The following is a 22,238-nucleotide window of genomic DNA, read 5'->3' as shown; positions in this document are numbered from 1 at the left end:
CCCGCATAAACAGTATTTTTTATGCGCAGAAGTATTATTCATAAACGATAGTATTGTTCATAAACAATATTGGTGAAGATCAATGTTCGTGCGGGTTGTGGATAGTAGCTTATAGCCAGGCGTTAACAATCGGCGCAGCTAGCTTAATGCAACTTTGATACCCAGGCCGATCAACAGGCCGCCCAGTAATTTATCGACAACTTTTTGCACTTTCGCCAAACCGCGGCGTACGGGCGCACTTTGAATCAGAATTACCAGTAGGGGCCACCAGATAACGGCCAGTAGCCAGATGATTGAGGCGTACCACAGTTTCTCACCCACGCCGGAGTCTATCTGTAATATTTGTGTGAAAACGGCGAGAAAGAAAAGAGTCGCTTTGGGATTCAATAAATTGCAAAGATATCCCTGCAAGAATGCGGCTTTCAGCGTGACGGGATATTGTGCAGTGTTATCGATACTAAGCTTACTATCTCCTCGTGATAGCAGTGCCTGGATACCAATCCAGATCAAATAACAGGCTCCGGCATATTTCAGCAGGTTGAATAGCCATGGTGTGGTAGTGATAACAACTGCCAGGCCAGCCACGCAATAAGACATATGTGTCGCAACACCCAAAATTACACCAAGGGCTGTCATCATGGCTGCGGGGCGGCGATAGCGGGCAGCATTTTTGATTACCAGAAAGAAATCTGGCCCAGGGGAGAGCATGCCCAAGGTAGCAAGGGTGGCAACAAATATAGAGGTTTCAAGCATAAGGATTACCGAGTGATAGTGGTGCTGTCTGGCGATCATAACGCCACTTGGCTCCCTCTGCATTATTCTTATTTGTTATCTGTGGTGGTTTGGTTATCAGTAGTGATGGGATTGCAACAGATGTCTTTTACTTTTTGACGGATAGCGATGCACGAATATGAGCCTGGAAAATGTAATAAACAGTGATGTTTCGCATCAACAGCAGCGAGAGATTACGCGATTGTGCATCAAATGCGCCCTAATGCTGTTGCAGCATGGGGCAGAAAGTATGCTAGTTGAGCAGCTATCTGCACGGCTTGGTATGGCTCTGGGGATGGACAGCGTTGAGAGTTCTATCTCGGCTAACGCAATCGTGTTGACCACTATCAGCGAAGGTAACTGCCTGACATCTACCCGTAAAAATACCGATCGTGGCATCAATATGCAGGTAGTCACTGAAGTGCAGCATATTGTGATTATGGCGGAGCATCGCTTATTGGATGCAAAAGATGTGGAAAAACGCTTCGAGCATATCAAACCTCTGCGTTATCCGCGCTGGCTGGTCGTTGTGATGGTGGCGCTCTCTTGTGGTTGTTTCAGTAAATTAAACGGTGGTGGTTGGGATGCGTTTTCCATTAGCTTTTTAGCCAGTGGGTTGGCGATGTTTGTTCGCCAGAGTCTGACGATTAATCATATGAATCCGCTGATTAATTTCTGCATCACTGCTTTTGTTGCCACATCCGCATCCGGTTTGTTGATGCGTTTACCGTTTTTCCAGGAAGCATCCAGCGTGGCGATGGCGGCCAGCGTACTGCTACTCGTGCCTGGGTTCCCGTTGATTAATGCGGTAGCCGATATGTTTAAGGGCCACGTTAATACCGGTTTGGCCCGTTGGGCGATGGCAAGTTTATTAACGTTATCAACCTGTATTGGGGTGATATTCGCGATGGCGTTATGGGGATTGCGGGGGTGGTAATGAATTTACTCTGGGCATTATTACAAGACATGGTGTTGGCGGCTATCCCGGCACTGGGTTTTGCTATGGTATTTAATGTGCCGGTGCGGGCATTGCGTTACTGCGCATTGCTGGGAGCGGTCGGGCACGGTTCGCGTATGTTAATGATCCATTTTGGTATGAATATCGAGCTGGCTTCATTATTGGCTTCAATTATGATTGGCGTCATCGGGATTAACTGGTCACGCTGGTTGCTGGCACATCCAAAAGTTTTCACTGTCGCGGCTGTTATTCCTATGTTTCCGGGTATTTCCGCCTATACCGCAATGATATCGGTCGTTGAGATTTCTCACTTGGGTTATAGCGAAGCGTTAATGTCCACGATGGTGACCAATTTCTTGAAAGCGTCATTTATTGTTGGAGCGTTGTCGATTGGTTTATCTTTGCCAGGATTATGGTTATATCGCAAACGTCCTGGTGTATAAGACTTTTTTTCTGCTCTGTTCTTGTATCAGGCTAAGAGCAATCTTATATGTGTGATTAGCCTGCTTATCGCTATCGACGCTTGATTAGGCTTTACGTATAGTGTGAGCAATTTTTCGGTACTGGCTCTTGTAGCCTACAGGGTTTAAAAATGATTATCAGCCTGATCGCTGCGTTGGCGGCGGATCGCGTTATTGGTATGGAAAACGCCATGCCATGGCACCTACCGGCTGATTTAGCGTGGTTCAAACGTAACACGTTAAATAAACCGGTAATTATGGGTCGTAAGACCTTCGAATCAATCGGTCGTCCTTTGCCGGGGCGGTTGAATATTGTTATCAGTAGCCAGCCGGGTACTGATGAGCGCGTGACCTGGGCTACGTCAATTGAAGAAGCTCTCTCTTTCGCAGGCGACGTAGAAGAAGTTATGGTTATGGGGGGCGGACGGGTCTATAAGCAATTCTTAGCTCGCGCGAATCGTATGTATCTTACCCATATCGATGCGGAAGTAGGGGGGGATACTCATTTCCCTGACTATGAGCCGGATGAGTGGGAAAGCACATTCAGTGAGTTTCATGACGCAGATGAAGCGAACTCGCACAGCTATTGTTTTGAGATCCTTGAGCGCCGCTGATTATTGCTACCATCCCAAATAAGACCTGTCTGCCTCAAACAAGAACGTCACCAAAAATAAAGGCGCATATTATGCGCCTTTATTTTTTAACATCTAATTATCAGTATATTACAGATAACTAAAGGGATCTTTTGCCGCTGCTATTTCATCAGTGTTACTTACTTCTGCTTCCACTTTGAATGCATGCTGTGTGAAATAGCGTTTATCTTCCCAGCGTAGCAGCGTTAAATCGCCGCCCCAGCAACAGCCGGTATCCAAGCCATAAATACCTTCAGGAACACCTTTCCCTTCCAGCGATGCCCAGTGACCAAAAATAATTGAATAGTCAGGGGAGACCAATCTTGGCAACTCGAACCAAGGCTTGAGTGGAGCGGGGGCATTTTCTGGCGTATCTTTACAGATCATATCCAACTGCCCGTTCGGGAAACAAAAACGCATGCGGGTCAGTGCATTAGTACTAAAACGCAAGCGTGCTAGCCCGGATAGCTCTGGTGACCAGTTATTCGGCATATCGCCGTACATGGCATCGAGGAAGAGTGGATAGCTATCACTACTTAATACCGCCTCCACTTCACGTGCACACATTTGGGCGGTTTCAATATCCCATTGAGGTGTTATCCCGGCATGAGCCATGATCAATTTTAATTCATCATCAACTTGTAAGACCGGTTGGCGACGCAGCCAATTAATCAACTCATCAGCATCCGGCGCCTCAAGCAGTGGAGTAATACGATCTTTGGGTTTATTACGGCTGATACCGGCATAAACGGCCAGTAAATGCAGGTCATGGTTACCCAGAACCATACGAACAGCAGGCCCTAATGAGCGGACATAACGTAAAACATCCAGTGATGCTGGGCCACGGGCAACTAAATCACCGGTTAACCACAAAGTATCCTGCTGCGGATCAAAGCTCACCTGTGCTAATAGCGCAAGCAGCTCATCGAGGCAGCCATGAACATCGCCAATAAGATAAGTAGACATAGTTGAAAGGTCAGAGTTAATGGATCAGTGCTGGGATCGCTAAGCGGAACACCGGAATTGCAGTACGGAAGGGCTGACCAAGGTGATCAACCATCTCATAATGCCCTTCCATGGTACCCAGCGGGGTTTCCAGTACAGCACCGCTGGTGTATTGAAACTCATTACCTGGCTGGATCAACGGCTGTTCGCCGATGACCCCTTCACCCTGAACTTCAGTCTGCCGGCCATTACTATTAGTGATTAACCAATAACGGCCAATCAGTTGCACATTTGAACGACCCAAATTGCGTATCGTCACGGTATAGGCGAAGACGAAACGTTCTTCATCAGGTATCGACTGGGTTTCCACATAGATACTCTGCACCTGTACACAAACGCGGGGCTGTTCAATCATAATGTGCTCCTGCTTATTCTTGCGGTGTCGATTGAGCTGAAAGCCAGTTAGCCAGCTTACAGTATTGCGCTACCGAAATATTCTCTGCCCGTAATATCGGGTCAATACCTAATTCGATTAACTGCTCTGGAGTGAATAGATCACCTAAGCTGTTACGCACGGTTTTTCTGCGCTGATTAAATGCTTGCGTGGTAATGCGGCTAAGCATACGAACGTCACCAACCGGATTCGGCATGTTGACATGCGGAATCAAGCGCACCACGGCCGAATCAACTTTTGGCGCGGGGGTAAACGCCGTTGGCGGTACTTCTAGCACCGGGATAACATTGCAATAGTATTGCGCCATCACCGTCAGTCGGCCATACGCTTTACTATTAGGTCCTGCGACCAGACGATTAACCACTTCTTTTTGCAACATGAAATGCATGTCACGAATAGCATCAGTATAGCTGAAAAGATGGAACATCAGCGGGGTGGAAATGTTGTATGGCAAGTTACCAAACACACGTAATGGCTGCCCTGCAAGCTCTGCTAACTCAGAAAAATTAACTTTCATCGCATCTTGTTGATGGATGGTTAGCTTGTCTTTCAGTTGCGGATGGCTGGCTAAACGAGCCGCCAGATCGCGATCAAGCTCGATCACCGTCATATGATCCATACGCGCAGCAACAGGTTCAGTCAATGCCCCTAAACCGGGACCTATTTCAACTACGGCTTCGCCAGGAACGGGGTGAATTGCAGAAACAATACTGTCGATGACAAACTGATCGTTTAAAAAGTTTTGTCCAAAGCGTTTGCGGGCAAAATGCCCTTGGTGGACTCTATTATTCATTGCTGTTATTTATCATTTTAATGGCTAAGTTTAATGCCGTAATGAAACTGCCAACATCGGCAGAACCGGTTGCGGCGAGTTCTAAAGCGGTACCGTGATCCACAGAAGTGCGGATAAAAGGCAAACCGAGAGTGATATTTACTGCTCGGCCAAACCCTTGATACTTCAGCACTGGCAATCCTTGATCATGATACATCGCCAGAACCGCATCTGCATGTTGTAGATATTTAGGCTGAAATAGGGTGTCTGCTGGTAGAGGGCCGATAAGATTTATACCTTGCTGACGCAGTGCATCTAGTGCAGGAATAATGGTATCGATCTCTTCATGGCCCATATGGCCACCTTCACCTGCGTGAGGATTCAGTCCGCACACGTAAATCTGTGGTTGGCTAATGCCAAATTTGGTTTTCAGGTCACTATCAAGAATGGTGATCACTTCATGCAGGCTAGCTTGAGTGATTGCGCCAGGTACGGCCAGCAGAGGTAAGTGGGTTGTCGCCAATGCCACACGTAACTCTTCAGTTGCCAGCATCATCACTACCCGTGGGCAGAGGCTGCGATCTGCAAAAAACTCGGTGTGTCCGATAAAAGGGATGCCAGCATCATTGATAATACTTTTTTGTACCGGGCCGGTGACCAATGCAGAAAATTCCCCGCTTATCGCGCCATCACAAGCCTTGGCCAATGTTTCCACAACATAGTGGCTGTTTTGGATGTCGAGTTTGCCGGGGATCACTTCTGTGGCCGTTTTTACTGGTAAGATAGTCAGTGACCCCGCTTGTTGCGCTAACGCAGGCTTGCTGGCTTGATATTCACGCAACTGCAAAGGCAGGTTAAGCTGACGGGCCCGAGCAAGTAGCAAGGCCGGATCGGCACACACCACTAACTCAACAGGCCAATCCTGTTGAGCCAGGGCGACGACTAAATCGGGCCCGACCCCGGCTGGCTCACCGGGGGTAATAACAATACGATTATTATGGTTGTGCATTACTACCATCAAGAATTTTTACATAAGCAGCAGCACGCTGCTCTTGCATCCAAGTTTGAGCTTCTTCAGCAAATTTACGGCTAAAGAGCATACGGTATGCCTTGTCTTTTTGTGCTGCATCAGTCTTGTCTACCTGACGTGTATCGACAACCTGAATTAAGTGCCAGCCGAAAGAAGAGTGAACCGGTGCACTGATCTCACCTTTTTGCAGTTTCATCAGCGCATCACGGAACGCCGGGTCATAAATATCTGGTGATGCCCAACCTAAATCACCGCCTTGCATTGCAGAACCAGGATCCTGAGAGATCTCTTTGGCAATAGTGGCGAAGCTGGATTTACCACTCTTAATATCTGCCGCCGCTGCCGCTAACTTGGCACGAGCCTGATCGTCGGTCATTACCGGTGAAGGTTTCAGCAAGATGTGGCGGGCGTGAACTTCAGTCACGGAAACGGTCTTATCCGCACCACGGATATCATTTACTTTCAGGATGTGGAAACCGACACCAGAACGGATTGGCCCGACAACATCACCTTTGTTCGCAGTTTGTAATCTTTCAGCAAACAAAGAAGGCAGTTCCTGTAATTTGCCCCAACCCATCTGGCCGCCTTTCAGCGCCTGAGAGTCCGCCGAGTTGGCGATAGCCAATTTACCAAAATCAGCGCCGCCTTTAATGTCGGAGACTAATTTGTTAGCCAGCTCTTCAGCCTGATCAACTTGCTGCTGAGAGGGATTTTCTGGCAATGGGATAAGAATGTGGCTGAGGTTCAGTTCAGCATCACCGCTGGTCTGGTTCCCAACTTGTTTGGCCAGTGACTCAACTTCCTGTGGCAGGATAGTTATTCGGCGGCGTACTTCGTTGTTACGCACTTCAGAAGTCAGCATCTCTTTACGGATCTGCTCGCGGTAAGTGTCATAATTCAGGCCATCAGCAGCCAGACGACTACGCATCTGAGCCGGAGTCATGCGGTTTTGCGCAGCGATATCAGCAATGGCTTTATCCAATGCTTCATCACTGATAGTAATGCCCATCTTCTTCGCCATCTGTAACTGGATATTATCCATGATCAGACGCTCAAGAATCTGATGACGTAACGTCGCATCATCAGGAACTTGTTGCCCAGACTGCTGTGCATTCAGTTTCACGGATTGTAACAGACCGTCAACGTCACTTTGCAAAACGACGCCGTTATCAACCACTGCGGCAACTTTATCAACTTCTTGTGGTGCTGCGAACGCGGTATTGGCACAGACAACCAATCCGAGAATAAGCGTTCTCCAGTTCTTCATACCTTTTCCATTTATGTAATCCGCTTTAGCGGGTTAAAATTCACTGTATTCAGTGTGTTACACAGTATCAGAATGCACTTTGATAAGGCAGAATGCCTGAGCGCAGCATTTGTGCAGTACCCAGGTTGTGGTCGCTGCTCAGACCACGTAATTCAATGTTAAAACCAATCTTGTTATCATACTTACTGGCTTCTGTTTGTGAATTCCAGCCAGTAATTTTACGTTCATAGCCCACGTTTATAGCCCAGCAACACGTGTTGTATTGTAAACCAACTAACTGGCTAGCGGGCTGATTGGCTTTGGTATCGTAGTAATAAGCACCGACTAGTGCCCAACGATCCGCAATCGGCCAACTGGCGGTAGCACCAATCTGAGAAATGCCTTGCTGATAACCAGGACTTTTTACATTCGGTACTGCTGCCTGAATATATTCTGGGCTGGCATAGCGGTAATTCAATTGAATCATACGCTCTGAGTCTTTTCTATACTCCATTACCGCGTTACCCAGGGTCAAACTCCCCAGACGGGTATCATACTGCACGCCACCTTTTAGACCCACTTGATCACTGATACGCCAGAATGTATCACCAGCCCAAACAAGGCTACCAGTATCATCACTGTTATCAATTGTTTCGCTATTACCGGTACGCGAACGGCTGAAGTAATAGATTTGACCCACAGAAGCATTAAAACGTTCAACCAGCGCATCATCATATATGCGTGAAGTTAAACCGGTAGATACCTGATTCGCAGACGCTATACGGTCCAAGCCACTATAGGTACGGTCACGGAACAGTCCCGAGTAGTCTGACTGCATCAGCGTGGTGTCGTAAATATAGATATCATCCTGATTGCGGTATGGAACATAGAGATACTGCATCCGTGGTTCGAGTGTCTGGGTGAAGCCTTCACTCCAATCCATTGGCCGATCAAATACCACTTTGCCATCAATTTTAAATTGCGGCATCACCCGGTTAATCGAGTCTTTCAGGTCAGGAACCGTCGCATCCTGCCCATTCTGGTTTTTGTAATTATTGGCAAATCCTGTCGGGATATCCTGCTGATAATGGGTTGCCAGTAATTTGGCTTCGGTATTCAGGCTACCCCAACCGTTGGACAGTGGTAGGTTAATCGCCGGTTCAATGTGGAAGCGGCTGGCTTCTGGGTTTTCTGGATTGACGCTGGTGAATTTGGCGGCTTGACCGTAAACATGCAGATCAAACGGGCCAATATCATTTTTATAGTAGTTCATATCCAACTGAGGTTGGGCCCGGTAAGCATTATTATTACCGGCGTCAGTAAAGACTTGGAACTGTTTAGAGGCCAAGGTGGCATCCCAGTTTTGATCAGCATAGCCAACGCTGAATATTTGGGTTGCATAGCCGTCAGTGGTCGATCCGTATTGCGACGTTAAATCAGTAAAGTAATCTGGGTCACTAACACGGGTATAGTTGACGTTGAAACGCCAGACTTTATCCATCACACCGGAATGGCCCCAGTAGTACAACCAGCGGGTGGCATCTTTATCGGTACCATCGGTGCCGTGGTATAAGCGATCACTCGGTAGCCAGTCTAATGCCATGGTGCCGCTGCCCGGAGCCAGCAAGTAGCGGAACTCGTTTTGCCACTGTAACCCACGCCGTTCCATGTAGTGAGGCGTAATTGTAGCATCGAAGTTGGGCGCAATATTCCAGTAGTATGGCAGCATAAATTCGATGCCGTTATTACTGGTATATTTAGCATTAGGGATCAGGAAGCCTGAGCGGCGTTTATCACCAACCGGTAATTGCATATAAGGACTGTAGAACACCGGTACTTTGCCAATCTTAAAGCGGGCATTCCAGATTTCTGCTACTTCTTCTTCGCGGTCATGAATAACCTCAGAGCCCACGACACTCCAGCTATTATCACCTGGTAGACAGGAGGTAAACGTCCCATTTTCTAAAATGGTGTAACGGTTCTGACCTCGTAACTTCATTAAATCCGCATCACCACGCCCTTGACGGCCGACCATCTGATATTTGCCTTTATCCATATCAGTGTCTTTGGTATTCAAGTTTGACCAGCCTTTCGGGCCTTTCAGCTTGATTTGCGGATCGTCATAATTAACGTCGCCAGTGGCCGTGACAGTACGAACTGGGATAGCTTCACCGGGTTTTTGTACCTGCGTCAGTTCAACCTGATTCGCGGTCAGGGTGCTATTGCCTTGCTGGACAATGACATTGCCGGTGAACAAGGCATTATCGGGATAATTGGCTTCGGTTTTATCCGCATTAATACGGACCGGTAGCTGATTCGGATCACCGCTGACCAATGGCTGATCATAGGTGGGTACACCAAGCATACATTGCTCAGCGAGGCCGGCCAGCGATTGCTGGCTATATAGTGCCGTCCATATCAATGTGGCCAGCAGTGTTGGGAATCTTTTTTTCATACGCGGTTTTGGTGTTCCGTCATCGGGGGGCATCATGCCGGCAAACGGTCTGAGACTATATTACTCATCACAGTTGCGCTAGCGTTAAATCCGGCCGTTTGCACGTCTCGTTGTTAGGCGCTGAGCTGAATGCCGAGTATGATAATGCAAATTTTGACTGACGGCATGATGAATTGAGGAGTATATGCGGTATTGGGGAAAACTGCTCGGTCTGGTATTGGGCTTAATGTCTGGTGCTGGTTTCTGGGGTGTGGTACTGGGGTTGCTTGTCGGCCATATGGTAGACAGGGTGCGAAGCACGAAGCGCCGCGGCTATTTTGCCGATCAACAAACACGACAATTAATTTTTTTCCGCGCCACTTTTCAGGTCATGGGGCATTTAACCAAGGCCAAAGGGCGGGTTACGGAAGTTGATATTCAACTCGCCAGCCAGTTGATGGATCGAATGCAATTGCACGGTGAAGCTCGAACTGCCGCACAGCAAGCGTTTCGCGAAGGGAAAGAAAGTGATTTCCCGTTGCGTGAAAGATTGCAGGAATTACGTGGTGTCTGCTTTGGGCGTTTTGATTTAATTCGGATGTTTCTGGAAATTCAATTACAGGCCGCATTTGCTGATGGATCTTTGCATCCTAACGAGCGGCAAGTGTTGTATGTCATTGCTGAAGAGTTAGGGATTTCGCGCGGCCAGTTTGATCAGTTCTTGAGCATGATTGAAGGCGGCCGTCAATTTGGTGGTCACGGCGGTTGGCAGGGCCAGCAAGGTGGATATTCTCAGGGGGGCTATCAGCAAGCCTCGAATGGCCCGACTTTAGAGGATGCCTGCAAAGTGCTGGGTATTAGCAATACTGACGACAGTGTGACCATCAAGCGTGCTTACCGTAAGTTAATGGGGGAACATCATCCAGATAAGTTGGTGGCAAAAGGTCTGCCACCTGAAATGATGGAGATGGCGAAGCAAAAAGCCCAAGAGATTCAAGCTGCGTATGATTTGATTAAGCGCGAAAAGGGATTTAAATAGGTTTTGTTTCAACAGTGCCCACCTCAGATCGGCGTTAATGCGCCGTTCTGAGGTAATTTCGGGCCAATACTCTTACGACAAAAATTAAAATTCCGCCTCACATTTAAAATGCATCGCCGTTCCAAACTCAGGGTGAGTAATACACAGCTCCTGCGCATGTAACTGCAAGCGGGATGCCATCGCTTTGGCCTCTGGATGGGCGTAGAAGCCATCACCAAGGATTGGGTGACCCATCGCCAGCATATGGACCCGTAATTGGTGTGAGCGCCCTGTGATGGGCGATAACTTCACTCGCGTGCTGCCATCAGTATCGCGTGACAGCACCAGATACTCAGTTTGTGCAGATTTACCGGTTTCATAACAGACTTTCTGCTTTGGCCGGTTTGGCCAGTCACAGATTAACGGCAGATCTATCAGCCCTTCATCTTCGGCCAGATGCCCCCAGACGCGGGCAATATAAGACTTTTTCGGTTCACGTTCGCGAAATTGGCGCTTCAGCTCGCGCTCAGCCGCTTTGGTCAGTGCCACGATAATTACGCCACTGGTGGCCATATCCAGCCGATGAACGGACTCTGCCGCCGGAAATTCAGCCTGAATACGAGTCATCACACTGTCTTTATTCTCCGGTGCGCGACCGGGCACAGAAAGTAGCCCACTAGGTTTGTTGACCACCATGATGTGCACATCCTGAAACAGGATGTGCAGCCAAGGGTCGCGTGGGGGATTATAGGGTTCCATTGGTGCTCCATTTATGCCCTGCATTGTTCAAGTCGCAGGTGTGTTGGCTGCTCTCGTTAACCCGAATCATTTGACTGCATAAGCTCATCGGGATTAATGAGCCTCATCCTTGAGGCTAGCATAAATGCTATTCAAATCGGTTCCCAACCGATTTGTCTCTCCTTTGCCGCCTGCCTGCATCTTGAGATCTATGGGGTATATTGCAGAAACTGATTATTACTCAGGATTACTGATGTGTGACCACCACCAGGCGGATAGCATCTAAACGCCAGCCCGCTTGATTGAGGTTTTCCAGCACCATTTTACGGTTATGCTCCAGTGCTTCTATTTCGTCATCACGAATATTTGGGTTAACCGCTTTCAGGGCTTCCAAACGTGCCAGTTCGGTACTCAGCTTATCATCAGCTTCGTGCTTGGCCGATTCAATCAACAGTTTTGCCTGCTCTTCAACCAGTGCCTCTGCTTGTTGCAACATGGCGTGGACTTCTTGTTGCACTGCATTGACCAGCTTGCTGGAGGTATGACGGTTTACCGCATTCAACTGACGGTTAAAGGTTTCAAATTCAACCTGTGCCGCCAGATTGGTGCCATTTCTGTCCATCAGCATCCGCACTGGGGTGGGTGGCAAGAAGCGGGTTAATTGCAGGTGTTTTGGCGCTTGAGCTTCTACCACATAAACCAATTCAGCCAGCAGTGTTCCTACTGGTAATGCTTTGTTTTTCAATAAAGAAACCGCACAGCTTCCGGTATCGCCGGACAAGATCAAATCCAAACCATTACGGATGATCGGGTGCTCCCAACTCACAAACTGGGCATCTTCCCGCGATAACGCCTGTTCACGATCGAATGTCACGGTACAGCCGTCTTGCGGCAGCCCAGGGAAGTCCGGTACCAGCATATGATCAGAGGGGGTCAGTACGATCAGGTTATCACTGCGATCTTCTTGGTTAATCCCGACAATATCGAACAGGTTAAGTGCGAAACTAACCAAATTAACGTCATTATCTTGATCTGCAATGATCTGCGCCAGTTGTTGACCATGCTCGCCACCGTTGGAATGCATCTCCAGTAGCCGATCACGACCTTGTTCCAGTTGCAGTTTCAGCTCTTCGTGCTGTAGACGGCAGGCGTGAATAAATTCATCTAACCCTTCTTGTTCACTTGGCGTTGCCAGATAGCCGATCAGTTCTTGATAGCCGCTGTCATAAATGGTGCGCCCGGTCGGACAGGTGTGCTCAAAAGCATCCAAACCTTCATGATACCAACGCACCAATATCGCCTGTGCGGTATGTTCCAGATAAGGCACCATGATCTGGATTTCGCGGTTTTGACCGATACGGTCCAGACGGCCAATACGCTGTTCCAGCAGGTCCGGGTTAAACGGCAGGTCGAACATCACCAACTGGCAGGCAAACTGGAAATTACGGCCTTCTGAACCTATCTCAGAACACAGTAATACCTGAGCGCCATCTTCTTCAGAGGCAAAATAGGCCGCAGCACGGTCACGCTCTATCAGTGATAAACCTTCATAGAACACGGCGGCGCGAATAGCTTCACGTTCACGTAGCACTTGTTCAAGCTGTAAGGCAGTGGCTGCCTGGGCACAGATAACCAACACTTTCTCATTGCGGTTAGCAATCAGATAGTTAAGTAACCACTCTACCCGTGGGTCAAAGTTCCACCAGGTGGCATTTTCGCCTTCAAACTCCTGATAGATTTGTTCCGGGTAAAGCATATCTTTGGCGCGCGCTTCCAACGTTTTTTTGGCACCCATGATGCCTGATACTTTAATCGCCGTCTGATATTGGGTTGGCAATGGCAGTTTGATTTGATGCAGGACGCGGTGCGGGAAGCCTTTCACCCCATTGCGGGTATTACGGAACAAGATCCGGCTGGTACCATGTCTGTCCATCAGCATTGTTACCAACTCTTGGCGAGCGGCTTCGCTATCTTCACTTTGGCTATTTGCCGCTTTCAGCAAGGGCTCAATATCCTGCTCATCAATGAGTTCGCCCAACAGATTCAGTTTATCGTCAGTTAAGCGCTCACCACCCAGCAGCAGCGTCACAGCATCTGCAATCGGACGATACTTCTGCTGTTCATTGACGAATTCTTCGTAATCGTGGAAGCGATCGGGATCCAGCAAACGCAGACGAGCAAAATGGCTCTGCTGGCCCAATTGCTCTGGTGTTGCGGTCAACAGCAGCACACCTGGGATATTCTCAGCCAATTGTTCAATGACTTGATATTCACGACTTGGGGCTTCTTCGCTCCAGGCCAGATGGTGCGCCTCATCCACCACCAACAGATCCCAAGACGCATCTGCCAGTTGTTCCAGCCGTTGTTTATTGCGGCGCACAAAATCCAGTGAACAGATAACCATCTGCTCGGTTTCAAACGGATTGGTGCTGTCAAGCAGGGCTTCGGAGTAGCGGCTGTCATCAAACAGTGAGAAGCGCAAATTGAAGCGGCGCAACATTTCCACCAACCACTGATGTTGCAGGCTTTCCGGCACTACAATCAGGATACGTTCAGCACGGCCTGATAACAGTTGTTGGTGAATGATCATCCCGGCTTCGATGGTTTTACCTAAACCCACTTCATCGGCCAGTAATACCCTTGGTGCATGGCGCTGACCCACTTCATAGGCGATATGTAATTGGTGTGGGATCAGGCTGGCACGGATACCGCGTAACCCACTCCATGGCAGACGGAACTGCTCACTTTGATATTTACGAGCGCGAAAACGCAGGGCAAAGCGATCCATACGATCGATCTGACCGGCAAATAGCCGATCCTGCGGTTTGCTAAACGTCAGTTTGCTATCGAGCAACACTTCACGCATTGAGACGCCGGTTTCCTCAGTGTCCAAACGGGTGCCGATATAAGTAATCAGCCCATTTTCATGAGTCACTTCTTCCACTTTTAGCTGCCAGCCTTCGTGGTTGGTGATGGTATCGCCCGGATTGAACATGACGCGGGTGATTGGCGAATCATTTCTAGCGTAAAGGCGGTTTTCACCGGTTGCGGGAAACAGTAAGGTAATCATGCGTACGTCGATGGCAACGACAGTACCCAATCCAAGTTCGCTTTCTGTGTCGCTGATCCAGCGTTGACCAAGTGTAAAAGGCATAAATTATCGGCTCGATTTTTTGTTGGACAGTTAAGGAAATGCTTTTTAAATTATCTGGTTATAAATAATTAGTGGCAGCCAAATATCATAAAACCACTGGCAATAGTCTACCCGCCGCACAGGCGATGCGGCCTGAGAGTCTGTCTGAAAATGTGGCATCTACAGGCAGCACCCAATAAGAAGGAGTATTACGGCTAGCGGTTATGTAAATGTGATTAATGCGAATTTTGGCAAGGGCGCTATGGTAATGGAAGCGGAGCGTTTCGTCACCTGTAAAATACCCGTCATACTTCAAGCTGCATGTGCGTTGGCGGCCGCAGTTTACCCCAGTCACTTACTGCTCTTGATCTTAAAATTAATAAGCTCTTGGGGACTCGCTCACTTGCTGCCTTCCTGCAACTCGAATTATCTAGGGTATAAGGTATCAGAATAGCCCCATCTGACCTGTTATTAACGTTGTGAAGTCATCGTGCATAAAAGGAAGTATAGCGTCTGCTACCGGTTGCAACTGTCGTGTCAGGTAGTGATCGTAGTCGATAGGGGATTGCCGAATCTCAAGGGGTTCGGGGCCAGCGGTGGTCATGACATAGCTTATCCAGCCCCCATTTTGATATTGCAGCGGGCGACCGAGTTTGCGGTTAAACTCATCCGCCAAGCGTGCCGCTCTGGCGTGTGGTGGCACATTGCGCTGATAGTCATCTAGCCGTCGGCGCAGGCGTTTGCGGTAAACAAGCTGCTCGTCTAATTCGCCACTAAGGGTGCGTGCTACGTAGTCCCGCAGATAATCCTGATAGGGTTGCCGCTGAAAAATGCGCAGATACAATTCTCGCTGAAATTGCTGGGCCAGTGGTGTCCAATCAGTGCGCACGGTTTCCAGCCCTTTGTACACCATCTGATCACCCTCAGAGGTAGAAATCAACCCGGCATAGCGTTTTTTACTGCCTTGCTCGGCACCCCGGATGGTAGGCATCAGAAAACGCCGATAGTGAGTTTCAAATTCCAGTTCCAGGGCGCAGGGTAGATTAAAGGTTTGTTGTATATGATCTTTCCACCATAGATTGACCTGACGTACTAACTCTTTACCTATCTGTGATGCCTGCTCTTCACTGTGAGCATTTTTCAGCCAGACGAAGGTTGAATCGGTATCACCATAAATCACCTGATAACCCTGTACTTCAATGAGCTCGCGGGTCTGGCGCATGATGTCATGGCCGCGCAAGGTGATCGATGAGGCCAGTCTGGGATCGAAAAAGCGGCAGCCGCTGGAACCCAATACGCCATAAAAGGCGTTCATAATGATCTTCAGTGCTTGTGATAACGGTTTGTTTTTCTGACGTTTAGCCGCTTCCCGGCCCTGCCAGATTTGGTTAACGATGGCGGGCAAACAGTGTTTCTCGCGCGAGAACCAGGCACCGCGAAACCCCGGCACCGAGTGCTGTTCATCAGGCAGAGCCATACCTGCCACTAAACCGACCGGATCGATTAAAAAGGTGCGAATAATCGACGGATACAGGCTTTTATAGTCAAGTACCAATACCGAGTCATATAAGCCGGGTTGGGAGTCCATCACAAAACCACCGGGGCTGTGCTCTTCTGGTAACTCACCTAAATTGGGGGCGACGTAACCGATGCGGTGCATACGCGGCAGGTAAAGATGGGTAAACGCCGCCACGGAGCCACCGCTACGATCCGCTGCTAACCCCGTCACTGTGGCGCGTTCCAGCAGGAAGCTGAGCAGCTCGGTCTTGGCAAAAATCCGCGTCACCAGCTCGCAATCTTTCAGGTTATAGCGCGCCAGTGCCGGTTTGTCATGGGCGAAACGTTGATTGATTTCATCCATTCGTTGATAGGGGCTGTCGCTGGCTTTGCCTTCGCCCAGCAGGGTTTGCGAAACAGATTCCAGACTAAATGACGGGAAATTCCAGGTGGCGGATTTTAGCGCCTCGATGCCGTCGATAATCAGCCGACCGGCTGCCGAGGCAAAAAAGTGCCCTTGTTTAAAGCCGTGTTCACGCCATTCCAGCAGGTTACCACCACGGCCAAAGCGCAGTGGGATCTGATAACGGTCAGCGTGTTTTTGCAGAACACGTAAGTCGAACTGCACCAGATTCCAGCCGATAATGGCATCGGGATCATGCACTGCCAGCCACTGGTTTAGTTTTTCCAACAACTGCGGGCGGCTGGCGACGTATTCCAGATTGAAATCCAGCGCCGCACTTTCAACCGTATCACCGTTAGGTGGCCCCAACATGTAAACCTGGCGCTGGCCGCAACCCTCCAGCCCAATACAGTACAGCTCGCCATGTTCGCTGGTTTCGATATCCAGCGACAGCAGTTTTAGTGTTGGACGATAATCCTCGGCCGGTTTCATTTGGGTGTTAAGCAGCGGGCCATGGTTATTGTCATCACCGCTGAACCACACCGGCGCGGTAATAAATCGTTCCATCAGAAACCGTTCTGGTGGGCGAATATCGCCTTCATAGACATTCACACCACTTTCGCGCAGCAGTTTTTCCAAACGAATTAATTGACGATGTTGACTGCAATACAGGCCCAGCACTGGGCGTTGGTGGAAGTCAGTCAGTTCAAGTGGGCGCAACTGCCAGCGGCGTTCATCACGCAGCACGGTTTCAGCCCGTTGCCGTTGTTCGGCCGGGATAAATGCCACTGAGGGTTGCGGCGGCAGCCTGACCTGCTGTGGCCCTTCATCGGTGGCTAACCAGAATTCAACTTCGGTGCCTGCCTGCGTGTCGCGCCAGTGGCGAGTGAGCAGGAAGCCCTGACGGTGTTGCGCCACGGTGCTAACCTTTATAGGTAATGTACAGGCTATTTTATTTGTCATTTTGAACTTGGGCAGTGCTCGATATCCTCACGTACTACGTGTACGCTCCGGTTTCTCCGCGCTGTCCGCATCCAAACTGACTGCAACAATAACGCCTGAGAATTTATGCTATCTTAGTATGGTTATTTATACAGTATTTGTCTATTTTAATGATGATTTCCATTCGCTCCATGTATACCCAAAGTCATTGGAGTTGCAGGTAGGCAGCAAGTGGTCTAATCCCGATGAGTCTATTCATTTTAAGGTCAACGGCCAGTAAGTGATTTGGGTGAGTAAGCGCAGCTAACAACCCTGCGGCTTCAAGGACGAAGGGGAAATTTGTTGATTGACTCATTTCACGACACACCGGACAATCCTCCGCCCTGAACCTTGGGTGTTACCAACGGACAACTTTATGGAAGCCTATTTATTACATTTATTGACGCAATCTCTGGCTTTCACGCTATTTATCGTCATGTTCGTCACTTTTCTCGAATCATTAGCGCTGGTGGGGATGTTACTTCCCGGCACGGTGATGATGACCAGTGTGGGGGCGTTGATTGGCAGCGGCGAAGTCGGTTTTTACTCGGCCTGGGCCGCTGCAACTGTCGGCTGCCTATTGGGGGATTGGATCTCGTATTTTATCGGTCGGCGCTTCAAAGAACCACTGCACCGTTGGTCCTTCCTGAAAAAGCATAAGTCGATGCTGGATAAAACCGAACACGCATTGCATAACCACAGTATGGCAACCGTCCTACTTGGGCGCTTTATCGGCCCGGCACGGCCGATTGTCCCGATGGTGGCTGGTATGTTAAACCTGCCACCGGCAAAATTTGCCTTGCCCAACGTGATTGGTTGCCTGACCTGGCCACCGCTCTACTTCTTCCCAGGCATACTGGCAGGTGTTGCTATTGATATCCCACCGAGCGCCAATAGCTATATGTTTAAGTGGTTGCTATTTGTGGTGGTGATGCTGATTTGGCTGGCACTGTGGCTATCATGGCGCTGGTGGCGGTTTGGCAAGCGTAGCCCGGACCGCCTGAGCCAATGGTTGCCACTGGCTCGCCTGCGCTGGGTGACCGTGCTGGCTATGGTGGCGGCGATTGCCAGCTTTGCCTGGCTGCATATGCAGCCCATTATGCCGATTTATCGTCATTTGTTGTGGAAGGTCCTCGCTGGGTAATCCCCCTTGGGTATACAAGTTATTATGGTCGGGTAGTAATGCCCAACACACTGGCTTCGGGGGCGGTGCCGTTAACCAGCGCTTGTGTCGGGCCGTCGTAGTAAATACGGCCATCGACAATGAGCAATGTCCGATCGGCGATGCGGGCAGCATCATCCAAATTGTGTGACACCATCAGTAATGTCAGTTGCCGGTGGGTACAGACATGATCGACCAATTGCAGCATCTCATTGCGCAACGCAGGATCGAGCGCGGAAAATGGCTCATCCAGTAGCAGGATTGGCTGACTGCGCACTAAACAGCGTGCCAATGCTACCCGCTGACGTTGGCCGCCGGAAAGTTGTGCGGGTAGTCTCTCAAGGCAATCTTCCAGTCCAACCTGCTGGGTAATCTGGCGTAACAGTAACTTTTGCTCATGGCTGAGTTTCAACCCCGGATGTAAACCCAACCCGATATTCTGTGTGACGGTCAAATGTGAGAACAGGTTGTTCTCCTGAAACAGCATCGATACTGGCCGCTCGGCGGGGGCTGTTGCCGTGTGATCCTGATTATTCAGTAGCATACGGCCACTGGCGGGGGCGAGAAAACCAGCAATCAGGCTTAACAGGGTACTTTTGCCAGCACCACTTGGGCCAAGAATCGCCACCCGCTCACCGGGCTGAATATGCAAATCGAAACGCATCGGTAAGTGGTCGTATAAATAGGTGATTTTCTCAAGCTTTAACATGGCGGCTCGGCAGTCGTTCAATAAGAGTAAACAGCAAGAAACAGAGTAACAACAGCAGTAGGGCGGTAACTGCGCCGTCGTTGCTGCGATAAGAACCTATCTGCTGGTAAAGGTAAAACGGCAGCGTGCGGAAGTGCTCATTGCCAAACAGTGCCACCACACCAAAATCACCAATCGATAGCACACAGGCAAAGGCAAGTGCTTGAGCCAGCGGGTGTTTTAGTGCCCTTAACTCAATCAGGCGCACACGGTGCCAGCCACGAATATCCAGTGATAAACACAGCGGCGTGTAGCGTTCAGCCAGATCCCGCATTGGGTTATCCAACACTTTTAGTGCGTAGGGCACAGCCATCAGTGCGTTGGTGAGGATCACCAGCCCGTAAGGGGATTGTGGCAAGCCAAAGGTATCGTTGAGCAATAAAAAGAAGCCGGTCGCCAGGACAATGCCCGGCATCGCCAGAATCACCATACCACTGACTTCCAGTGCCTGCCCACAGGCCATCCGTTGGCGCAGTTTCAGTTCACGGCTGCTCCACAACAACATCATCGTGAGTGTCACGCACAGCAACCCCGCCCCGATAGCGATAGTCAATGAGGTAAAGAAGGCTTGCCATAGCGCAGTTTGTTGTAGCACCGCCAGCATAGTTTGATTACTGCCATCAATCACTACCGCTAGCAATGGCGGCACCATCAATAGCAAAGCAGTACCAATTAACAGGGTGTCGCTGATGCGAGACCAATAGCTATCCTGCTGACTACGCCAGATTTGACTGTGAGTATTACCTACCGCCAATACTGTGTTTAACCGCAGGCTTAGCACCACTAAACCCAGACAGCAACCCAGTTGGATTAGCGCTAATAAGGCCGCACGCCCCAGATCGTAGTCATAACTGAGTGCCTGATAGATGGCCAACTCGATAGTGGTGGCTTGCGGCCCGCCACCCAGTGACAGCACGGTGGCAAAACTGGCAAAACAGAGCATAAAAATCAGCGCCGCGGTTGGCAGAATTTGGCGGCGCAGATAGGGCCATTCAACCCAGCGCAAGTGCTGCCAGCCATTCATCCCCAGTTGTGCGGCTAACTGGCGTTGTTCAACGGCGATGCTTTCCAGTGACTGCAATAGCAAGCGAGTCGCCAGTGGCATATTGAAGAAGATATGCGCCAGCAAAATGCCCTGTAAACCATAAGGTGAGAAGCGGTAATCAACCCCCAGCCAGCTAAACAGGGTCGCCAGCCAACCCTGACGGCCATAAACCGTCAGAATACCAAACAGCGCCACTAACACCGGTAGCACCAGTGTCATAGCGCATAAACGCAACATCAGTTGTCGGCCGGGAAAGCGGCGGCGATACAGGGCTCGCGCTAAGAAAATGGCAGGGATGACTGACAGCAGGGCGGATAAGAATGCCTGCCAAAAGGTAAAGCGGATCACATGCCACAAATAGCGGTCATGCCAGATACTGTGCCAGTCTGCCGCAGGCGCGTGACGCCAGATAGCGGTGAACGCCAGTAAGGCGACACCGACTATCAGTAAGGCAGCCAGTAGCCCTGGCCACAACCATGGAGGGATCAGTGGCTGACGGCGGATTGCCATGCCTGAATCCATTTGCCGCGATTATCTGCCACATCTTTAGCATCAAATTGCAACGCTTTTTGCGGCACGGTAAGGGTTTCAAACCCAGCCGGTAAATCCATTTTAATCACCGGATACATCCAATTACCGGTGGGAATATGGTTCTGGAATGCTGGCGTCACAATAAATTGCATAAAGCGCTGTGCCAGTTGCGGCTGTTTGCTCGAGGCAACCAAGCCTGCGACTTCGACTTGCAGATAGTGGCCTTCGCTAAAATTAGCCGCTGCATAGTTGCTTTTCTTCTCTTCAATCAGATGATAAGCCGGGGAAGTGGTATAGCTCAGCACCAAATCCCCTTCACCTTTCAGGAACAAGCCATAAGCTTCGCTCCAACCCTTGGTAACGGTGACGGTTTTTTTCGCCAGTTGCTGCCACGCCTGCGGCGCTTTATCACCATACACTTTCTGCATCCACAGCATCAGACCAAGACCCGGGGTACTGGTGCGCGGGTCTTGATAAATCACTTTCCACGGCTCTTTGCTATCAACTAATTCTTGCAAGCTCTTTGGCGGATTTTTCAGTTTATCTTTGTTATACACAAAGGCGAAATAGCCATAATCGTACGGGACGAAAGTCTTATTCTGCCACTTCTCCGGGAGAGTAAGGTTCGCGGTATCCACCTGACTTGGTGCGAATAATCCAGTTTGTTCTGCCGCCTGCACCAGATTATTATCCAATCCTAAAATCACGTCAGCCTGACTGTTTTTACCTTCCATCCGCAGGCGATTAAGTAATGAAACACCGTCTTCCAGCGCCACAAATTTAAGCTGGCAATCACACTCGGCTTCAAAGGCTTTTTTAATCGCAGGCCCTGGACCCCAGTCGGCGGCAAAGGAGTCATAGGTGTAAACCGTCAGTGTCGGTTTATCGGCGGCCACCGCAGCGGCAGATAGCAAAAACAAGCAGGGAATAATGCGTTTAAACACTTTGCACTCCTTAACAATAAAGGTGGCAAAGGTATCTGAGGCGGTAAATAACAGCGATATCATGATAATGCAGCGTTATTTTTCTCAAATCCCTCCGCCGGGGTTAGCCGGATCAGGTTCGACGGGTTTGCTCTCAGCGAAAAACTTGCTGCGGTTAGGTTGATCCGGTGTTGGGCAGTACTCGAAATCCTCACGTACTACTTGTACGCTCCGGTTTCTGCGTGCTGTCCGCCTCCGACTGAACCTACCTCGCGACGTTTTTGTTTCATTGTTAATGGAACGAACCAGCATGAATTCTGGACACGACCACAACAGTTTTTCCGCACCCCGTTGAG

20 protein-coding genes are annotated in these 22,238 nt (G+C 49.6%); 6 read left to right on the top strand and 14 right to left on the bottom strand.

The genetic code is table 11. The features are described from left to right. Positions 1-138 precede the first annotated feature (138 nt). Positions 139-753 carry a lysine transporter LysE gene (locus A6J66_013210; GenBank protein PNM25060.1) on the bottom strand — a complete coding sequence of 205 codons (615 nt, stop codon included), beginning with the start codon at positions 751-753 and terminating at the stop codon, positions 139-141. Between the two features lie 157 nt (positions 754-910). Here A6J66_013210 and A6J66_013205 point away from each other — a divergent pair, with 157 nt between their 5' ends. The 3 genes from A6J66_013205 (at position 911) to A6J66_013195 (ending at position 2,804) form a co-directional block, all read left to right on the top strand. Next, the gene (locus tag A6J66_013205; protein ID PNM25059.1) at positions 911-1,708 is read left to right on the top strand and encodes a hypothetical protein; all 798 of its coding nucleotides are present in this window, start codon (positions 911-913) and stop codon (positions 1,706-1,708) included. Continuing rightward, positions 1,702-2,172 (top strand): hypothetical protein, encoded by a 471-nt coding sequence (locus tag A6J66_013200; protein ID PNM27005.1) that lies wholly within the window; start codon positions 1,702-1,704, stop codon positions 2,170-2,172. The genes A6J66_013205 and A6J66_013200 overlap by 7 nt, the downstream gene beginning before the upstream one ends. Before the next feature lie 149 nt (positions 2,173-2,321). After that, positions 2,322-2,804, top strand: a complete 483-nt coding sequence (locus A6J66_013195) for a type 3 dihydrofolate reductase (GenBank protein PNM25058.1) — start codon at positions 2,322-2,324, stop codon at positions 2,802-2,804. A gap of 108 nt (positions 2,805-2,912) precedes the next feature. Here A6J66_013195 and apaH read toward each other — a convergent pair whose 3' ends face one another. The 6 genes from apaH to A6J66_013165 all read right to left on the bottom strand — a co-directional run bounded on the left by apaH (position 2,913) and on the right by A6J66_013165 (position 9,724). Then, positions 2,913-3,788 (bottom strand): bis(5'-nucleosyl)-tetraphosphatase (symmetrical), encoded by an 876-nt coding sequence (gene apaH / locus A6J66_013190; protein PNM25057.1) that lies wholly within the window; start codon positions 3,786-3,788, stop codon positions 2,913-2,915. Positions 3,789-3,804: 16 nt separating this feature from the next. Continuing rightward, positions 3,805-4,182: a Co2+/Mg2+ efflux protein ApaG gene (locus tag A6J66_013185; GenBank protein ID PNM25056.1), complete on the bottom strand. Its 378-nt coding sequence runs from the start codon at positions 4,180-4,182 to the stop codon at positions 3,805-3,807. A gap of 13 nt (positions 4,183-4,195) precedes the next feature. Beyond that, positions 4,196-5,014 (bottom strand): 16S rRNA (adenine(1518)-N(6)/adenine(1519)-N(6))-dimethyltransferase RsmA, encoded by an 819-nt coding sequence (gene ksgA, locus A6J66_013180; GenBank protein PNM25055.1) that lies wholly within the window; start codon positions 5,012-5,014, stop codon positions 4,196-4,198. After that, positions 5,007-6,002 carry a 4-hydroxythreonine-4-phosphate dehydrogenase PdxA gene (gene pdxA, locus A6J66_013175; GenBank protein PNM25054.1) on the bottom strand — a complete coding sequence of 332 codons (996 nt, stop codon included), beginning with the start codon at positions 6,000-6,002 and terminating at the stop codon, positions 5,007-5,009. Before pdxA ends, ksgA begins: the two co-directional genes overlap by 8 nt. Next, the gene (locus A6J66_013170) at positions 5,989-7,290 is read right to left on the bottom strand and encodes a peptidylprolyl isomerase SurA (GenBank protein ID PNM25053.1); all 1,302 of its coding nucleotides are present in this window, start codon (positions 7,288-7,290) and stop codon (positions 5,989-5,991) included. Before A6J66_013170 ends, pdxA begins: the two co-directional genes overlap by 14 nt. A 67-nt stretch (positions 7,291-7,357) precedes the next feature. Next, complete coding sequence (locus A6J66_013165) at positions 7,358-9,724, bottom strand: LPS assembly protein LptD (protein ID PNM25052.1); 2,367 nt, start codon at positions 9,722-9,724, stop codon at positions 7,358-7,360. Positions 9,725-9,908: 184 nt separating this feature from the next. Between A6J66_013165 and A6J66_013160 the strand changes: the two genes are divergently transcribed. Beyond that, on the top strand, positions 9,909-10,742 hold the full coding sequence (locus A6J66_013160) for a co-chaperone DjlA (protein ID PNM25051.1): 834 nt from the start codon (positions 9,909-9,911) through the stop codon (positions 10,740-10,742). 84 nt (positions 10,743-10,826) lie between these two features. Here the strand turns inward: A6J66_013160 and A6J66_013155 are convergent, their stop codons facing one another. The 3 genes from A6J66_013155 to A6J66_013145 all read right to left on the bottom strand — a co-directional run bounded on the left by A6J66_013155 (position 10,827) and on the right by A6J66_013145 (position 17,410). Then, a complete protein-coding gene (locus A6J66_013155) occupies positions 10,827-11,480 on the bottom strand; it encodes a bifunctional tRNA pseudouridine(32) synthase/23S rRNA pseudouridine(746) synthase RluA (protein PNM25050.1) in 654 nt (217 codons plus the stop codon). Positions 11,481-11,706: 226 nt separating this feature from the next. Beyond that, positions 11,707-14,613 (bottom strand): RNA polymerase-associated protein RapA, encoded by a 2,907-nt coding sequence (locus A6J66_013150; GenBank protein ID PNM25049.1) that lies wholly within the window; start codon positions 14,611-14,613, stop codon positions 11,707-11,709. 424 nt (positions 14,614-15,037) lie between these two features. Next, positions 15,038-17,410 carry a DNA polymerase II gene (locus tag A6J66_013145; protein PNM25048.1) on the bottom strand — a complete coding sequence of 791 codons (2,373 nt, stop codon included), beginning with the start codon at positions 17,408-17,410 and terminating at the stop codon, positions 15,038-15,040. A 1-nt stretch (position 17,411) separates the two neighbouring features. Here A6J66_013145 and A6J66_013140 point away from each other — a divergent pair, with 1 nt between their 5' ends. Further along, a complete protein-coding gene (locus A6J66_013140; protein ID PNM25047.1) occupies positions 17,412-17,714 on the top strand; it encodes a hypothetical protein in 303 nt (100 codons plus the stop codon). Positions 17,715-17,849: 135 nt separating this feature from the next. Then, entirely contained in the window at positions 17,850-18,617 is a 768-nt protein-coding gene (locus A6J66_013135; GenBank protein PNM25046.1) for a DedA family protein, read from the top strand. 22 nt (positions 18,618-18,639) lie between these two features. On the opposite strand, the gene thiQ is transcribed toward A6J66_013135, so the two are convergent. The 4 genes from thiQ to A6J66_013115 all read right to left on the bottom strand — a co-directional run bounded on the left by thiQ (position 18,640) and on the right by A6J66_013115 (position 22,194). Beyond that, positions 18,640-19,344: a thiamine ABC transporter ATP-binding protein ThiQ gene (gene thiQ, locus A6J66_013130; protein ID PNM25045.1), complete on the bottom strand. Its 705-nt coding sequence runs from the start codon at positions 19,342-19,344 to the stop codon at positions 18,640-18,642. Beyond that, on the bottom strand, positions 19,331-20,938 hold the full coding sequence (gene thiP / locus A6J66_013125; protein ID PNM25044.1) for a thiamine/thiamine pyrophosphate ABC transporter permease ThiP: 1,608 nt from the start codon (positions 20,936-20,938) through the stop codon (positions 19,331-19,333). Before thiP ends, thiQ begins: the two co-directional genes overlap by 14 nt. Next, a complete protein-coding gene (locus A6J66_013120) occupies positions 20,914-21,903 on the bottom strand; it encodes a thiamine ABC transporter substrate binding subunit (protein ID PNM27004.1) in 990 nt (329 codons plus the stop codon). Before A6J66_013120 ends, thiP begins: the two co-directional genes overlap by 25 nt. An 84-nt stretch (positions 21,904-21,987) precedes the next feature. Next, positions 21,988-22,194, bottom strand: coding sequence for a hypothetical protein (locus tag A6J66_013115; GenBank protein ID PNM25043.1), 207 nt, complete (start codon positions 22,192-22,194; stop codon positions 21,988-21,990). Positions 22,195-22,238: the final 44 nt, after the last annotated feature.

It is taken from the genome of Yersinia enterocolitica, assembly GCA_002082245.2.
Lineage (GTDB): Bacteria > Pseudomonadota > Gammaproteobacteria > Enterobacterales > Enterobacteriaceae > Yersinia > Yersinia enterocolitica_E.
This window is presented reverse-complemented; position numbering and strand designations above follow the sequence as displayed.

Excerpts from the sequence above, each read along its gene's own strand:
- A6J66_013210 (PNM25060.1), bottom strand. The coding sequence starts at position 753 with ATGCTTGAAACCTCTATATTTGTTGCCACCCTTGCTACCTTGGGCATG.
- A6J66_013205 (PNM25059.1), top strand. The coding sequence starts at position 911 with ATGAGCCTGGAAAATGTAATAAACAGTGATGTTTCGCATCAACAGCAG.
- A6J66_013195 (PNM25058.1), top strand. The coding sequence starts at position 2,322 with ATGATTATCAGCCTGATCGCTGCGTTGGCGGCGGATCGCGTTATTGGT.
- apaH (PNM25057.1), bottom strand. The coding sequence starts at position 3,788 with ATGTCTACTTATCTTATTGGCGATGTTCATGGCTGCCTCGATGAGCTG.
- A6J66_013185 (PNM25056.1), bottom strand. The coding sequence starts at position 4,182 with ATGATTGAACAGCCCCGCGTTTGTGTACAGGTGCAGAGTATCTATGTG.
- ksgA (PNM25055.1), bottom strand. The coding sequence starts at position 5,014 with ATGAATAATAGAGTCCACCAAGGGCATTTTGCCCGCAAACGCTTTGGA.
- pdxA (PNM25054.1), bottom strand. The coding sequence starts at position 6,002 with ATGCACAACCATAATAATCGTATTGTTATTACCCCCGGTGAGCCAGCC.
- A6J66_013170 (PNM25053.1), bottom strand. The coding sequence starts at position 7,290 with ATGAAGAACTGGAGAACGCTTATTCTCGGATTGGTTGTCTGTGCCAAT.
- A6J66_013165 (PNM25052.1), bottom strand. The coding sequence starts at position 9,724 with ATGAAAAAAAGATTCCCAACACTGCTGGCCACATTGATATGGACGGCA.
- A6J66_013160 (PNM25051.1), top strand. The coding sequence starts at position 9,909 with ATGCGGTATTGGGGAAAACTGCTCGGTCTGGTATTGGGCTTAATGTCT.
- A6J66_013155 (PNM25050.1), bottom strand. The coding sequence starts at position 11,480 with ATGGAACCCTATAATCCCCCACGCGACCCTTGGCTGCACATCCTGTTT.
- A6J66_013150 (PNM25049.1), bottom strand. The coding sequence starts at position 14,613 with ATGCCTTTTACACTTGGTCAACGCTGGATCAGCGACACAGAAAGCGAA.
- A6J66_013135 (PNM25046.1), top strand. The coding sequence starts at position 17,850 with ATGGAAGCCTATTTATTACATTTATTGACGCAATCTCTGGCTTTCACG.
- thiQ (PNM25045.1), bottom strand. The coding sequence starts at position 19,344 with ATGTTAAAGCTTGAGAAAATCACCTATTTATACGACCACTTACCGATG.
- thiP (PNM25044.1), bottom strand. The coding sequence starts at position 20,938 with ATGGCAATCCGCCGTCAGCCACTGATCCCTCCATGGTTGTGGCCAGGG.
- A6J66_013115 (PNM25043.1), bottom strand. The coding sequence starts at position 22,194 with ATGCTGGTTCGTTCCATTAACAATGAAACAAAAACGTCGCGAGGTAGG.